The organism is Arthrobacter sp. 10L424 (assembly GCF_056395325.1).
Genome location: NZ_JBFTJH010000002.1, coordinates 225,437 through 238,133 on the forward strand (window position 1 = coordinate 225,437; position 12,697 = coordinate 238,133).

12 protein-coding genes are annotated in these 12,697 nt (G+C 66.9%); 6 read left to right on the forward strand and 6 right to left on the reverse strand.

The annotated features are described in order from the left end of the window. Nucleotides 1–384: 384 nt before the first annotated feature. The 3 genes from AC1DC5_RS04215 to lysS form a co-directional block, all read right to left on the reverse strand. A complete protein-coding gene (locus AC1DC5_RS04215) occupies nucleotides 385–711 on the reverse strand; it encodes a histone-like nucleoid-structuring protein Lsr2 (protein WP_441406071.1) in 327 nt (108 codons plus the stop codon). A 137-nt stretch (nucleotides 712–848) separates the two neighbouring features. Further along, nucleotides 849–1,037 carry a hypothetical protein gene (locus AC1DC5_RS04220; RefSeq protein WP_476864305.1) on the reverse strand — a complete coding sequence of 63 codons (189 nt, stop codon included), beginning with the start codon at nucleotides 1,035–1,037 and terminating at the stop codon, nucleotides 849–851. 2 nt (nucleotides 1,038–1,039) lie between these two features. Then, nucleotides 1,040–2,572, reverse strand: a complete 1,533-nt coding sequence (lysS, locus tag AC1DC5_RS04225; protein ID WP_476864306.1) for a lysine--tRNA ligase — start codon at nucleotides 2,570–2,572, stop codon at nucleotides 1,040–1,042. Between the two features lie 91 nt (nucleotides 2,573–2,663). Between lysS and AC1DC5_RS04230 the strand changes: the two genes are divergently transcribed. After that, nucleotides 2,664–3,590, forward strand: a complete 927-nt coding sequence (locus tag AC1DC5_RS04230; protein ID WP_476864307.1) for an alpha/beta fold hydrolase — start codon at nucleotides 2,664–2,666, stop codon at nucleotides 3,588–3,590. A gap of 47 nt (nucleotides 3,591–3,637) precedes the next feature. Beyond that, nucleotides 3,638–4,264, forward strand: a complete 627-nt coding sequence (locus AC1DC5_RS04235) for a thymidine kinase (protein ID WP_441406075.1) — start codon at nucleotides 3,638–3,640, stop codon at nucleotides 4,262–4,264. A 102-nt stretch (nucleotides 4,265–4,366) separates the two neighbouring features. Here AC1DC5_RS04235 and AC1DC5_RS04240 read toward each other — a convergent pair whose 3' ends face one another. Together AC1DC5_RS04240 and AC1DC5_RS04245 are read right to left on the reverse strand one after the other, a co-directional pair. Further along, complete coding sequence (locus AC1DC5_RS04240; protein WP_441406076.1) at nucleotides 4,367–5,731, reverse strand: SLC13 family permease; 1,365 nt, start codon at nucleotides 5,729–5,731, stop codon at nucleotides 4,367–4,369. A 55-nt stretch (nucleotides 5,732–5,786) separates the two neighbouring features. Continuing rightward, entirely contained in the window at nucleotides 5,787–7,163 is a 1,377-nt protein-coding gene (locus AC1DC5_RS04245) for a homoserine dehydrogenase (protein WP_476864308.1), read from the reverse strand. Between the two features lie 175 nt (nucleotides 7,164–7,338). On the opposite strand from AC1DC5_RS04245, the gene otnK reads away from it, so the two are divergent. The 4 genes from otnK (at nucleotide 7,339) to AC1DC5_RS04265 (ending at nucleotide 11,000) form a co-directional block, all read left to right on the forward strand. Further along, nucleotides 7,339–8,568, forward strand: a complete 1,230-nt coding sequence (otnK, locus tag AC1DC5_RS04250) for a 3-oxo-tetronate kinase (protein WP_476864309.1) — start codon at nucleotides 7,339–7,341, stop codon at nucleotides 8,566–8,568. Continuing rightward, nucleotides 8,565–9,212, forward strand: a complete 648-nt coding sequence (locus tag AC1DC5_RS04255) for a class II aldolase/adducin family protein (RefSeq protein WP_476864310.1) — start codon at nucleotides 8,565–8,567, stop codon at nucleotides 9,210–9,212. The genes otnK and AC1DC5_RS04255 overlap by 4 nt, the downstream gene beginning before the upstream one ends. 14 nt (nucleotides 9,213–9,226) lie before the next feature. Then, complete coding sequence (locus AC1DC5_RS04260; RefSeq protein WP_476864311.1) at nucleotides 9,227–10,057, forward strand: DeoR/GlpR family DNA-binding transcription regulator; 831 nt, start codon at nucleotides 9,227–9,229, stop codon at nucleotides 10,055–10,057. Between the two features lie 109 nt (nucleotides 10,058–10,166). Beyond that, nucleotides 10,167–11,000: an alpha/beta fold hydrolase gene (locus AC1DC5_RS04265; RefSeq protein WP_476864312.1), complete on the forward strand. Its 834-nt coding sequence runs from the start codon at nucleotides 10,167–10,169 to the stop codon at nucleotides 10,998–11,000. A 94-nt stretch (nucleotides 11,001–11,094) separates the two neighbouring features. On the opposite strand, the gene AC1DC5_RS04270 is transcribed toward AC1DC5_RS04265, so the two are convergent. Next, nucleotides 11,095–12,597 carry a DHA2 family efflux MFS transporter permease subunit gene (locus tag AC1DC5_RS04270; RefSeq protein WP_476864313.1) on the reverse strand — a complete coding sequence of 501 codons (1,503 nt, stop codon included), beginning with the start codon at nucleotides 12,595–12,597 and terminating at the stop codon, nucleotides 11,095–11,097. Between the last annotated feature and the right edge of the window lie 100 nt (nucleotides 12,598–12,697).

Below are 12,697 nucleotides of genomic sequence, written 5' to 3' on the forward strand. Positions count from 1 at the left end.
TCGCCACAGGGGAAACCCGGACGCCGAAGCGGCGTCACACGGGGGTGTGAACGCGGGCCGGCGGTGGCCCCGCGACAGCGCGGGCGGGCGGTCCGGCGTCGGAAGCAAGTGGAGCGGCCGGGCCGGCTGTGGGCTTCGATTCCGGGCCTGGCGCGCTCCTGCCCGGCTACTTCCCCCGCCACCCCGGACCAGCCGGCGCGTCCCCGGGTGTTGGCTTCTTTCTTGGCCGGTAACCGGGCTGGACCGCACGGCGACCTGGAACTGCCGGCGACGATTCCGGCCGCTGCGGGCACACATGACAATGCCCCCGCCCGAAGGCGGGGGCCAGTCATTGGTATTGCGGCCTGACGCTCCGTCCACGACGCAGCGTTCCCGGCTCGGCTGCTAGGAATTTGCCTTTTGGTAGGCTTCCTGAATTTCAGCCTGAATACGGCCGCGGCTGTTTACTGCATAGCCGTTATCGCGGGCCCACTGCCGGATCTGGGCCGAGTCCTGATTGCGGCCGGATGCAATCTTGGTGCGCGTTGCGCGGCCGCTTGAGGTCTTGCGTGCGTGGTTTACAAACCGCTCAACTGCCGAGCGGAGTTCTGCAGCATTGCCCGCCGACAGGTCGATTTCGTAACTGACGCCGTCAAGGCCGAACCGGACGGTCTCGTCCGCGGATCCCCCATCCAGATCATCGACAAGGATGATTTTCACTTTCTGTGCCATTAAAGACTCTCTTTCCAAAAGGATGAGTATTTAGGAAAAGCAGGATGTATCTGGTTAAAAGTATCCTCTGCTTTATGGCGGCGAGTCAAAGCGAAAAAACGCTTCCAAAGGAAAACCCAAGGCGGAATAGTCTGCTATTAGTTCGGGCCGTTGGAATGGCCGTCGTTGCGGAGGGTATCCGCCCCGGAGACATTTCCATCGGCCTCCGCCTGGGCCCGGGCTTCGGCCTGGCGCTCCGATTTGTCGGCATTGAAAATGGATTTCATGGCGAACCAGAAGATCAGCCCGACCACCACGGAGGGAAGCAATACGGCAACGTACTCCATGGTCAGTGTCCTTCGGGCTTCAGCAGCGGGAACAGAATTGTTTCGCGGATACCGGCGCCGGTGAAGAGCATGACCAGCCGGTCGATGCCCAGGCCGATTCCGCCCATCGGCGGGGCTCCGTACTCGAGGGCTCGGAGGAAGTCGTCGTCCAGCTGCATGGCCTCGACGTCGCCGGCGGCGGAGCGGCGGGACTGCTCGGTGAGCCGTTCGCGCTGGATTACCGGGTCAATCAGTTCGGAGAACGCGGTGCCGCGCTCCATGCCGCCGATGATGAGGTCCCACGCTTCGATCAGCCGGTCATCCTCGCGGTGCTGGCGGGCCAGCGGCTGGGCGGACGGCGGGTAATCGTAGACGAAGGTCGGGTTCAGCAGCGTCGGTTCGACGAGCTCGCCGAAGAGTTCCACGACGAGCTTCTCGGCGTCCCAGTTGGCGTCCACCTTCACCTCGTGCTTGGCGGCCAGTGCCAGCAGCTCGGCGACGGGGGTTTCCGGGGTGACGTCCTGGCCCACGAAGTCGGACAGGCCCGGGTAGACAGCCATCCAGGCCCAGTCGCCGTCGAGGTTGATCTCCCCGGCCTCGGTCTGCAGGACGCGGCCCACGCCGGCGGCGTCAGCGGCGTCGAGGATGAGTTCCTTGATCCGGTCCGCCATAACGAACTGGTCGGCCCAGGCCTCGTAGCTTTCCAGGGTGGTGAATTCGGGGCTGTGGGTGGAGTCCACGCCCTCATTGCGGAAGACGCGGCCCATGTCGTAGACGCGGTCGATTCCGCCGACGACGGTGCGCTTGAGGTACAGCTCGGTGGCGATCCGCAGGGTCATCTTCTGGTCGAAGGCGTTCATGTGCGTCTCGAAGGGGCGGGCCGTGGCGCCGCCGTGCACCAGCTGCAGCATGGGGGTTTCCACCTCGACGTAGCCCTGGCGGTGCAGGGTTTCGCGGATGGAACGCGTGATCGCGGCCCGGGTGTAGACCATCTCGCGGGCCTCGTCGCGGACAATCAGGTCAACGTAGCGCTGGCGGACGCGGGTTTCCTCGTTGAGCTCCGCGTGCAGCACGGGCAGCGGCCGCAGGGCCTTGGACGCCATGGACCAGGACTCGGCCATGACGGAGAGCTCGCCGCGACGCGAGGAGATGACCTCGCCCTTGATGAAGACGTGGTCACCCAGGTCCACGAGGGCCTTCCAGTCGGCGAGCGCGTCCTCGCCGATGTTGGCCAGGCTCAGCATGACCTGCAGCCGGACGGCCTTGCCGTCAACTCCGCCCTCCTGGAGCGTGGCGAAGCAGAGCTTGCCGGTGTTGCGGACGAAGACGATGCGGCCGGTCACCCCGACGACGTCGCCGGTGGTTTCGTCAGCCTGGAGGTGCGCGTATTTTTCGCGGACGTCGTTCAGTGAATGCGTGCGTTCGACACCTACCGGATACGCCTCGATGCCGCGCTCGATCAGCTTGGCGCGCTTCTCCATGCGGATGCGCGTCTGTTCGCTGGCGTCGTGGGAATCGGCGGCGGTGTTCGGGGCGGAGGTGTTTTGGGAAGTCACAATCCCCAAGTTTACCGGGGATTCGGCCGGGGGCAGTTCCGGCCCGGTAAAGACCACCGCAGGACACCCGCCGCGGAATAGACTCAGGGCTGTGGAGACGCGGACCATCAGCACCGACGACGGCGAGGGGCACCTGGAGCTGCTCTCCTTCCGTCCGCCTGCCGGCCCGGTCCCGGCGGGAGGGCCTGCACCAGGGCCGGCGCCCGGCCCGGGCATCGTCGTTGTGCACGGCACATCGATCACCGCCGCGCTGTACCGCCCGTTCGCGTGGAACATCAGCCGCCTGTTGGGCCGCCCGGTGTTTTGCTACAACCGGCGCGGGCGGGCCGGGTCCTCCCCCCAACCGCCGGGCTATTCGGCGGCCACGGAGGTCGACGATCTGGCTGCGGTGCTGCGGGAGACCGGGTCGAGCGACGTGGTGGCGCACAGCTACGGCGGTTTCGTGGCCCTGGAGGCGGCACGGACGGTGCCGATCCGCCGGATGGTCACCTATGACGCGGCAGTGTCCCTCTCCGGGAACCTCACCCGGCGCTGGCGGCCCGAGCTGGAGCGTTCGGTCGCCGCCGGGCAGCTCGACGAGGCCTGGGCGCACATGGTCCAGGGCCTTGAGGTGGGCGGGCCCGTCGCCAAGCTTCCGCTGGGTGCGCTGCGGATGCTCAGCATCATCTCGGCACGGACCAGCATGGGCGCCGAGATGCGCGAACTGCTGCCCACCGCCGTCGCGGAGATACGGGCGGTGCTGGACGCCGACGCCGAACTGGACGACTTCGCGGTTGTGACCACCCCGACGCTGATGCTGTGCGGCGGCTGGAGCCCGGACTACTTCACAGAAACGGCCCGGCAGCTCGCCGCAGCGGTCCCTGCCATCGAGTCTGCTGTGTTGCCGGGCCAGCTCCACGAGAGCCCGCTCCGCCCCGGAATCCGGCTGCCCCGGGCGGTTGCCCGGTTCCTCCTGGCCGGGGAGGGGAGCCTGCAGCCCCTCCCGGCGCGCAGGAGGCGCTTCAGGCTGGGTCGCTGAGGGGCGCGCCCTTACAATCGGTGGGCGACCCCTTCGAAAGGACCCCCTTGGCCAAGCTCTACTTCCGCTTCGGCGCGATGAACTCCGGCAAGTCGACGGGCCTGCTGCAGGCCGCCTTCAACTATGAGGAACGCGGCCAGCGCGTTCTGCTGGCCAAGCCGGATGTGGACACCAAGGGTGACGCCGACGTCGTGTCCCGCCTGGGCATGACCCGCTCGGTGGACTTTCTCATCCCGGCCGGCGCCTCCGCCCGCGAGCTGTTCACCGCCCAGGCCCATGGAGACGACCCCAACGCACTGCTGGAGCATGTGGACACGCAGCCCGTGGCCTGCCTCCTGGTGGACGAGGCCCAGTTCCTCGAACCCGCGCAGGTAGACGATCTCTTCCGGATCGCAGTCCTGGACAACGTTCCCGTGCTGGCCTACGGAATCCGCACGGACTTCCGCACACGGGCATTCCCGGGATCGCTGCGGCTCCTGGAGATCGCGCACACCCTCGAGGAACTCAAGACCATCTGCCGGTGCGGCCGCAAGGCCATCTTCAACACCCGCCGGGCGGGCGACGCGGTGGTCTTCGACGGCGACCAGGTCGCGATCGACGGCCAGGATGTCTGGTACGAGTCGCTCTGCGGCTCCTGCTACCTGGAGGTCTCCGGCGGGCGGCTGGGCAGCTAGAAGGCAACGCCCGGTTGGCCGGGGGTCAGTCACGCGCGAAAGGGCGGGCACTGCTTTTCAGCAGCACCCGCCCTTTCAGGTTTTGTGGATTGTTGCCTGGAGCTAGGCCCAGAGGAAGGGAACCACGAGGACCCCGAGCGTGACCACCGGTCCGATGATGACCATCGACAGGCCCCAGATGGTGAGGTTCCTGTTGACCGTGGGACGGTGCTCCTCCACGGTGGAGGCGACGATCGTCGCGCCCGTTGTTCCGAAGGGGGCGCAGTCCACGAGGGAGGCCGAGATGGCCAGCGCGTAGATGAAGCCCGTCATCTCGAGCCCGCCGCCGGGCACCAGCAGCGGAACCGCAAGCGGGATCAGTGCGCCGATGATGCCGATGGTTGACGCGAAGGCCGAGACCAGGGCGGCAATGACGCAGATGACGAACGCCGCGAGCAGCGGCTGGCTCACCGAGCGGGCTGCCTCCCCGAGCTGGTCGATGGCACCCAGACGGGTCAGGACGGCCACATAGGTGATGATGCCGCCGAGGAGCAGCGTGGTGCTCCAGTCGATGCGGGCGATCGCCTTGCGGCCCACGCCCGGATCGACGAGTGCGATGATGACGGCGATGGTGAGGGCCACGACGCCGAGGTTGACGTCGACGTCGAGCTGGTTGAGGGTGAAGAACCCGCCCACCAGCACGAAGAGCGAAATGATGACAAGCATCTGGATGGGCACCAGCTTGGTTCGCGGTGCTGCGTCAACGCGCGTCTCGGTGCGGGTCAGCGTCAGCGTGCCGCCGGCTTCCGTGCGGGCACCCGACCCGCCGCCCAGCGGCGAACTGTCGCCGGAGGGCCGGCCGCGGCCGGCGGAACCTGCCCGGGTGCGGGCGATGAGTTCGCGCCCGCCGAACATAAAGAAGGCCACCAGGACCACGAGGGCGTTCACGCCGATGGAGATCGCGAACATCAGGGCGGCGTTGTACGGGACGTTGGCCTCGGAGGCGACGGTCTGCACGGTGATGCCGACGATGCTGGTGGGGGCCAGCGCGCCGCCGACGATCGCCGAGCTCATGGCGATGCCCATCATGGTGGAGTTGATTTTGTGGCTGTGGGCGAGCGTCATGGCGATCGGGACGACGGCGAACGCTGCGTGGGAGGTGCCCATGCAGGCAACCGCTGATGCAATGGCCCACAGGCCCCAAGGCAGCAGGGCCACGCGGTCGCCGATGAGGTCGAGCGAGCGGTCCACGAGCCACTTGATGGTGCCGGTTTCGTGGGCGATGCCGAACAGGTAGGTGATGCCCACCAGGATGATCAGGGCGTCCACCGGGAAGCCGCCGAGGACCTCCTTCAGGCTCTCACCCACCACGCCGATGCCGATAATAAACGCGGACACCAGGGCCAGGGCACCCATGTGGACGTTGCGCACCGAGGAGATGGTGAAGACTAACGCCAGCCCAATCAGGGCGATGATCTCGGGGGTCATGCCGTGCGCTCACCGGGTGTGCGCACCTGGTGCGGGGCGTGGGAAGCAAAGTACGTCATTGATTTACTCCGATCAGGTTGGCTTCGCGGGAGGCTCCCGCGAGGTAAAGGGCAAGGGCGCCGGCGTCCACGCCGTCAACGTCCTCAAATCCGATGAGCTCGCCGCGGGCCACGGGGCGGGTCAGGCAGGCGCCGTCGAGCAGGTAGAACGGGGAGGCTTCGTGGTCTGTTGCGATCATTACCGGCGCCACGCCGGCAATCTCGTGATGGTGCCCCGCCACGGCCAGTCCGGTGCCGGCGGGAAGATCCCGGGTTGCGCGGCCGGCCAGGACCATGCCGGGCTGCGCGGCGGGAGCGGCGGCGCAGTCGACGGCGGCATGTACCGTCAGCGGCGTCTCCACACCCATGTAGTGGTATGGCCAGTAGATGCACGCGTACTTGCCGTTCCGGCTGACAACGTGGCCCTTGCCGCGAAGGATTTCCCACGTCACCGGATCGCCAGTGCGGACAATGGCGAAGACCCCGCCCGCAAAGCTGGCCTCGCCGGGCAGCCGCAGGGCGGAGAAGACGTCCACCACGCCGTCGTTGTTGGTGATGCCGCCGTCCGCGCGTGCGGCGTAGATGTCGGCGAGCTCATCGATGCGGGCCACCGGGTAGTGCATTGCCTCGACGTCGGCCATCATGCCGGTGCGCATGGCCACCACTGTCATTTCGCACGAATCGGCGGCGGCTGCCCGCTTCAGGGAGCCGACGGCTGCGGCCCGCTTCTGGAGCGTTGCCGCAACGTCCTCACCGAGGTCCAGCAGCCCGGTCAGCTGCTGTGCGTCGATGGTCTCCCCGGCCTGCGTGACGCGGCCTGTTTCGGGGTTGAACTGGAGGTCATACTCCCCTGCCTTGCCGATCGCGACGATGTCGAGCCCGACGGCGCTGACCCAGTCGACGAGGCGCAGCAGGTTGGCGGGCTGGTCGCCGTCGCCCGGGAGGTAGCTGAGTCCCTTGCTGGCCGCCCGCGCGCCGAGCTCGACTCCGACGACAGTGTCGACCTCTTTGCTGACCATCACAACGTGGGTGTTGTTGTTCAGTGCCGCCTCGGCGTAGGCCGAGCCGACGCCGACCCGGCCGCAGGCCTCGACCAGGACGTCGATGCCGGCCCAGTCCACAGCTTCAACGGACGCGATCAGGGCGATCCGGCCGTCGGCAACAATCTCCGCAGTCTGTGCAGGGTCGATGGAGCCGGTGGCGCGGTGGGCGGGGATACCCAGTTCAGCGAGCATTCGCAGCACGCCGTCGATGTCCGGATCGATCAGGATGGCGGGCAGGATTTCGGGAGTATGGGCCAGCTGGGCGAGGAACGTGCGTCCGTAACCGCCGTTAGCCCCGGTCAGGGCTACGCGGATGGGATCTCGTCGTCGAGCGCGGTGAGGGAGGATCACGGTTGGTTCCAAATCTTCGTGCGACGTCCGACTTTCGAACGTGCCGTGGATCACTGTGACACACATTCTAAATTCGTACAAGAACTTACCAAAGTTTAACAAACAGTATCGTGCGAGTGTTACAGTCGATTCCGACCACCGCCGCCTGGAGGGGCTGGTCCAGAAAGGAATCAAAGTGCTTGGAATCATCGCTGATGACTTCACCGGCGCCACGGACGTAGCCACTATGCTCCGGCGCTCTGGTCATCGAGTGGCCGTCGTCATCGAGGACGGCACCCCCGGCCCGGAACAACTGGCCAAGCTGGACGCCGTCGTCGTCGCGTTGAAGAGCCGGTCCGGATCGAAGGACGCCGCAGTGGCCGCTTCACTTAGTGCGCTCCGCCGCCTCCGCGCCTGGGGCGCGAACCGCTTCTACGTGAAGTACTGCTCGACTTTTGATTCCACGGCCGAAGGAAATATCGGGCCGGTTCTCGACGCAATCACGGAGGAACTCGGTGTGCGGACCTGCGTTGTGGTGCCCTCGCTCCCGGCCAACCGTCGCACCGTCTACAACGGCCACCTCTTCGTGGATGGCGGGCTTCTCGAAAACTCGTCCATGCGTCACCACCCGCTCACTCCCATGACCCGCTCCCGCGTCGCCGACCTGTTGCGCCCGCAGACGCGCCATCCTGTCGGTGAAGTAATGCACGGGACTGTGCGCAAAGGACATGCCGCGCTCCGCTCCGCTATTGACGCCGCAGAGTCCCGCTATGTTGTGGTGGACGCCATTGACGATGAAGACCTCGCGAGCATCGGTATTGCGACGGCGGATGACTTGCTTGTGTCCGGAGGCTCCGGGTTGGCCCTTGGCATCACCGGACGCGGAGGGGCCGCGGATGCCTGGTCGCCGCCGGCCCGTGGACGTGGTGCCATCCTCTGCGGCAGTGTGTCCCGCGCCACGCTGGCCCAGATCGCGCATGCCGCCCGCACGCAGCCGGTACGCCAGATCGACGTCCACGCCGCAATCGCTAATCCCGATGCGGCGGCCGCCGGGCTCGCCGCCTGGGTCGTCGCGCAGCCGCCTGGCTCCACGCCCGTTGTGTGCGCCGCACGCGACCGCGCCGATGTCCGCCCCCGCGTCGACGGCGTTGAGACCGCCCCCGTCATCGAACGTGTGCTGACACAAGTAGCGAGCCTGCTCATAGGGCAAGGAACCGTCGCGGGCCTGATAGTCGCCGGCGGCGAGACCAGCGGAGCTGTTGTGCGCGGACTGGATATCCAGTCTCTGCAGATCGGCCCCGAAGTGGCCCCCGGGGTGTGCTGGTCCGCAGCGGAAGCCGGCGGACGTACAGTCGCCCTCGCACTCAAGAGTGGCAACTTCGGCGAGGACGATCTCTTCACTTCGGCTTGGGAGCGCTTGGCATGAATGTCCGGAAGCAACTCATCGCAGCAGGACGCAGCCTCGTCGACATGGGCCTGAGCCCCGGGGCCACGGGCAACCTGAGCATCCGGGACGGGGACACAATCCTCGTGACCGGCACCGGCGCGTCCCTGGGCCGCCTGACCGAGGCGGACATCGCGGAGATTTCGCTCGCGGGTGTTCACCTCGGCGGTGCCCGGGCGTCGAAAGAGACTCCCCTGCATGTCGGTTTCTACGGTCGCGGGGAGGAGCACCAGGCGATCGTCCATCTGCATTCGCCGCAGGCCGTCGCCCTGTCTTGCCGCAGCCCCTGGTCTGAAGGCAATGCCGTCCCGCCGCTGACCCCGTACTTCGTTATGCGGGTTGGGCAGACTCCCATGCTGCCGTACCGGCATCCGGGTGACGCCGCCCTCGGGGACGACATCCGGCTGGCTCGGGGACCCTTCCGTGCTGCACTGCTCGCCAACCACGGGTCCGTTGTGTCCGGCAGGGACCTGGGTGACGCCGTCGAACGCGCAGCCGAACTGGAGGAAGCGTGCCGGATCGCGCTCCTGACCGAAAACTCCCCGCGCCGCGAACTCACCCCCGATCAGATCCGGGAGCTCGCTGACCGGTGGGACAGTCCCTGGACGCATTCTCCGGTAGATTGACCCGGGAGGCACCATTGGCAAAGTCAACATCCCTGATTCCCGAGCAGCGCAGGCAGCAGATTCTTGAGCACCTGCGTGCCCACGGAGTGCTCAGTTACCGGGAGCTCACCGAACTGCTCGGCGTCAGCCACATGACCGCCCGCCGCGACGTCGCGGCTCTCGCCGACGAGGGCAAGGTCCAGGTGACGCAGGGTGGCGTCCTGGCCGTCACCAAGCTGCTGCAGGAACCGCGCCGCTCCGTGAAGGAAGCAGCTGATCTGACGGCCAAGGCGGCGATCGCCCGCCATGCCGCAGACCTGGTCTCCGACTCCATGACCGTCTACCTTGATGCCGGCACCACGGTCCAGGCGATGAGCCCCTACCTTCAGGACCGCAAAGACCTCACCATCGTCTCCAACGACTTGGTCACAGCGACGTCCTTCCTGGACCAGCCCGGGGTCGATCTGATCTGTGTTGGTGGCCGGGTCGACCGGGACAACAAGTCCATGATCGGCCGGCTCGCCGCGCTCACACTGGCCGAGCTGTCACTGGATATTGCTTTTCTGTCATCCAGTTCCTGGGACATCCAGCACGGAGTAACGACGCCGGTAGAGGCCAAGATCGACCCGAAGCGTGCCGCCATGGCTTCTGCCGAGACAACCGTGTTGCTGGCGGACAGCAGCAAGTTCGGGCGCTACGCGAAATACCGCGTCCTTGCCTTGGAGGAGCTTGACCTCATTGTCAGCGATGCAGGGCTGAGCGAGACTGCCGCGCAGCAGATTCACGGGCTGGGCGTCGACGTCGTCCGGGCGGGCACGAAGCCTTCCGGCGCCGCGGCGGACAACTGGCAGAACACGGCAAACTGATCCCGCTCTCGGCGCGTATCCTCCGGGCAGACCATGCCGCCTCCCCCGCTTCCGGCTGTCCGCCAGCGCCCTACTACGCCGTAGCTGCAGCCTCGGCTAGGCTCGGAGCATGACCCGCGAGAACATCAGAACCCCCGACGGCGGAACGATCGAGCTTTTCAGCACGGGTGCCGAGCTTGCCTCGGCGGGCTCCGGCGTCGTCGTCGTTCCGGCGTCAATGGTGACCGCCGCCGACTACACCCGCTTCGCGCAGAAGCTCAGCGCGTCCCTGGGCCGCCCGGTGCACACCTTCAACCGCCGCGGCCGCGGCAGCTCGTCGCCGCAGCCGGAGGACTACACCCTCGACGTGGACATCCATGACCTCGATGCGGTGATGAAGCACACCTCCAGTACGGACGTTTTCGGGCACAGCTTCGGCGGCGCGGTGGCGCTGCACGCTGCCCGCACCCTGCCGGTGGAACGCCTCGCCGTGTACGACCCCGCCGTCTCCGTGAACCACAGCGTCACCGCCGACTGGACCACCGAATACGAGAAGGCGACGGCGGCCGGCGACGACGACCGCGCCCTCGCCGTCCTGCTCAGGGGCCTCGAAACCGGCAGCGCTTTGTCCCGGATGCCCCTGTCCATGCTGACCCTGGCGAACAAACTGGCCGCCGGCACCCCCCTCGGCAAGCAGATGCGCGAGCTCATGAAGACCGGAGTCCGGGAGATCAAGGCGATCATCGCCGCGGACATGCCGGCCGAGCCGTTCCTGGAACTGCCGCTGGAAACGCTGATCATTGTCGGCGAGAAGAGCCCCGCGTACTTTGGTGTGGCCTGCGCCCAGATCCACGAGGTGCTCTCCGGCTCCAGCTACACGATCCTGCCGGGCATGGGACACGACGGCGTCAACAAGGCACCGGACAAGCTCATCACCGCGCTCAGCGAGTTCTTCGCCAGCTAGGGCGAAGCCTGGCCGCACCAAAAACGCGGGGTCATTTGTCGCCCATTCCGGAGCTCCGGATGGGCGACAAATGACCCCGCGTTGGGTTAACCGGTCAGTGGGCCGCGGCGTGCTCCGCTGCGGGGTGTTCGACGGCGGCGGTCTTGCGCATCATGGCGGCCAGCACGACGGCGGCGACGGCGATGACCGATGCCGTGAGGAACGCCGCGTGCATGCCCGCGACCATTCCGGAACCGGCGGACACCACGGCGAAGATCGAGACGAGCAGCGCCGTTCCGGCGGCCCCGGCCACTTGCTGCAAGGTGCTCATGATGGCGGAGCCGTGGGAGTACAGATGCGGCGGCAGCGGGTTCAGCCCGGTGGTAAAGGCCGGTGTGAAGATCAGGGCCAGTCCCAGGCTGAGGCCCACGTGCAGCGCGATGATCCACCCGACCGGGGTGCCGGCGTCGAGCAGGGAGAACTGGAACAGTGCCAGCACCAGCATTGACGAGCCGGTGACGGTCAGCGGCAGCGGGCCCACCTTGTCGAAGAGGCGTCCGATGAACGGTCCCAGCAGCCCCATTGCGAGGCCTCCGGGGAGCAGGGTCAACCCTGTTTCCAGGGACGACAGCCCGCGGACTTCCTGGAGGTACAGCGGCAGGAGGATCACTGCGCCGAAGAGGGCGATCATGGCCACCACAAGCAGCAGCACGGACACCGTGAACATCCTGAACGTGAAGGCGCGCAGGTCCAGCAGGGGCGCCGCGGTCTTCTGCAGCCGCAGCTGGCGGAGGACAAACGCCACCATGGAGATGACGCCCACGGCCAGGGCAATGATGGCGGGCGAGCCCGGGCCGCCCTCGCCTCCGCCGATCTGGCTGAGGCCGTAGACCAGCCCGCCAAACGCGGGGACGGTCAGCAGCACGGACAGGAGGTCAAGCCGGGTCTTCTCCTTTTCGCCGATGTTCGTCAGGAACCGAGCGCCGATGGCGAAGGCGGCCAGGGCGATCGGGAGGACAAAGACGAACATAAAGCGCCAGGAGAAGTGCTCAAGGATCAGCCCGGAAACGGTGGGGCCCATTGCCGGGGCCACGGAGATGGCGATGCTGACGTTGCCCATCACGAAGCCGCGGCGTGTCACCGGGACCAGGGTCAGGATGGTGGTCATCAGCAGGGGCAGCATGATGGCGGTGCCGCCGGCCTGGATGATCCGGGCGAGCAGGAGGATTTCGAATCCCGGGGCCAGCGCCGCGAGCAGCGTGCCGCCGGAGAACAGGCCCATGGCCAGCATAAAGACGGCGCGGGTGGACAGCCGCTGCAGGATGAAGCCGGTCGTGGGGATCACGATCGCCATCGTGAGCATAAAGCCGGTGGACAGCCACTGCACGGTGGGTGCCGTGACCCCCAGATCCACCATCAGCCGCTGCAGGGCGACGTTCATGATGGTCTCGTTCAGGATCACCACAAAGGTGGCCACCAGCAGGGTGGCGATGACGGTAACCGATTCGCGGGACATCTTCGCTGGGAGTGCGGCACCCCCGCCGGCAACCTGGGGCGGCGCGGCCGGCGAGGTCTGCACGGGATCGCCGGGAGTCTGTGAAGAGACGTCTGTAGACATAGGGGTTCCCTCAGGGAGTTTTGAAGTGGGGTCCTGCGGCGTTGACCGCTACTGAAAATGCTAACCGGGGATCCGCCGCGGTAATTCCCGACGGTGGAGA

Bases quoted from the DNA above. Each gene is read 5' to 3' on its own strand.
- AC1DC5_RS04265 (WP_476864312.1), top strand. From the start codon at position 10,167: ATGACCCGCGAGAACATCAGAACCCCCGACGGCGGAACGATCGAGCTT.
- AC1DC5_RS04220 (WP_476864305.1), bottom strand. From the start codon at position 1,037: ATGGAGTACGTTGCCGTATTGCTTCCCTCCGTGGTGGTCGGGCTGATC.
- AC1DC5_RS04215 (WP_441406071.1), bottom strand. From the start codon at position 711: ATGGCACAGAAAGTGAAAATCATCCTTGTCGATGATCTGGATGGGGGA.
- AC1DC5_RS04255 (WP_476864310.1), top strand. From the start codon at position 8,565: ATGAATGTCCGGAAGCAACTCATCGCAGCAGGACGCAGCCTCGTCGAC.
- AC1DC5_RS04240 (WP_441406076.1), bottom strand. From the start codon at position 5,731: ATGACCCCCGAGATCATCGCCCTGATTGGGCTGGCGTTAGTCTTCACC.
- AC1DC5_RS04270 (WP_476864313.1), bottom strand. From the start codon at position 12,597: ATGTCTACAGACGTCTCTTCACAGACTCCCGGCGATCCCGTGCAGACC.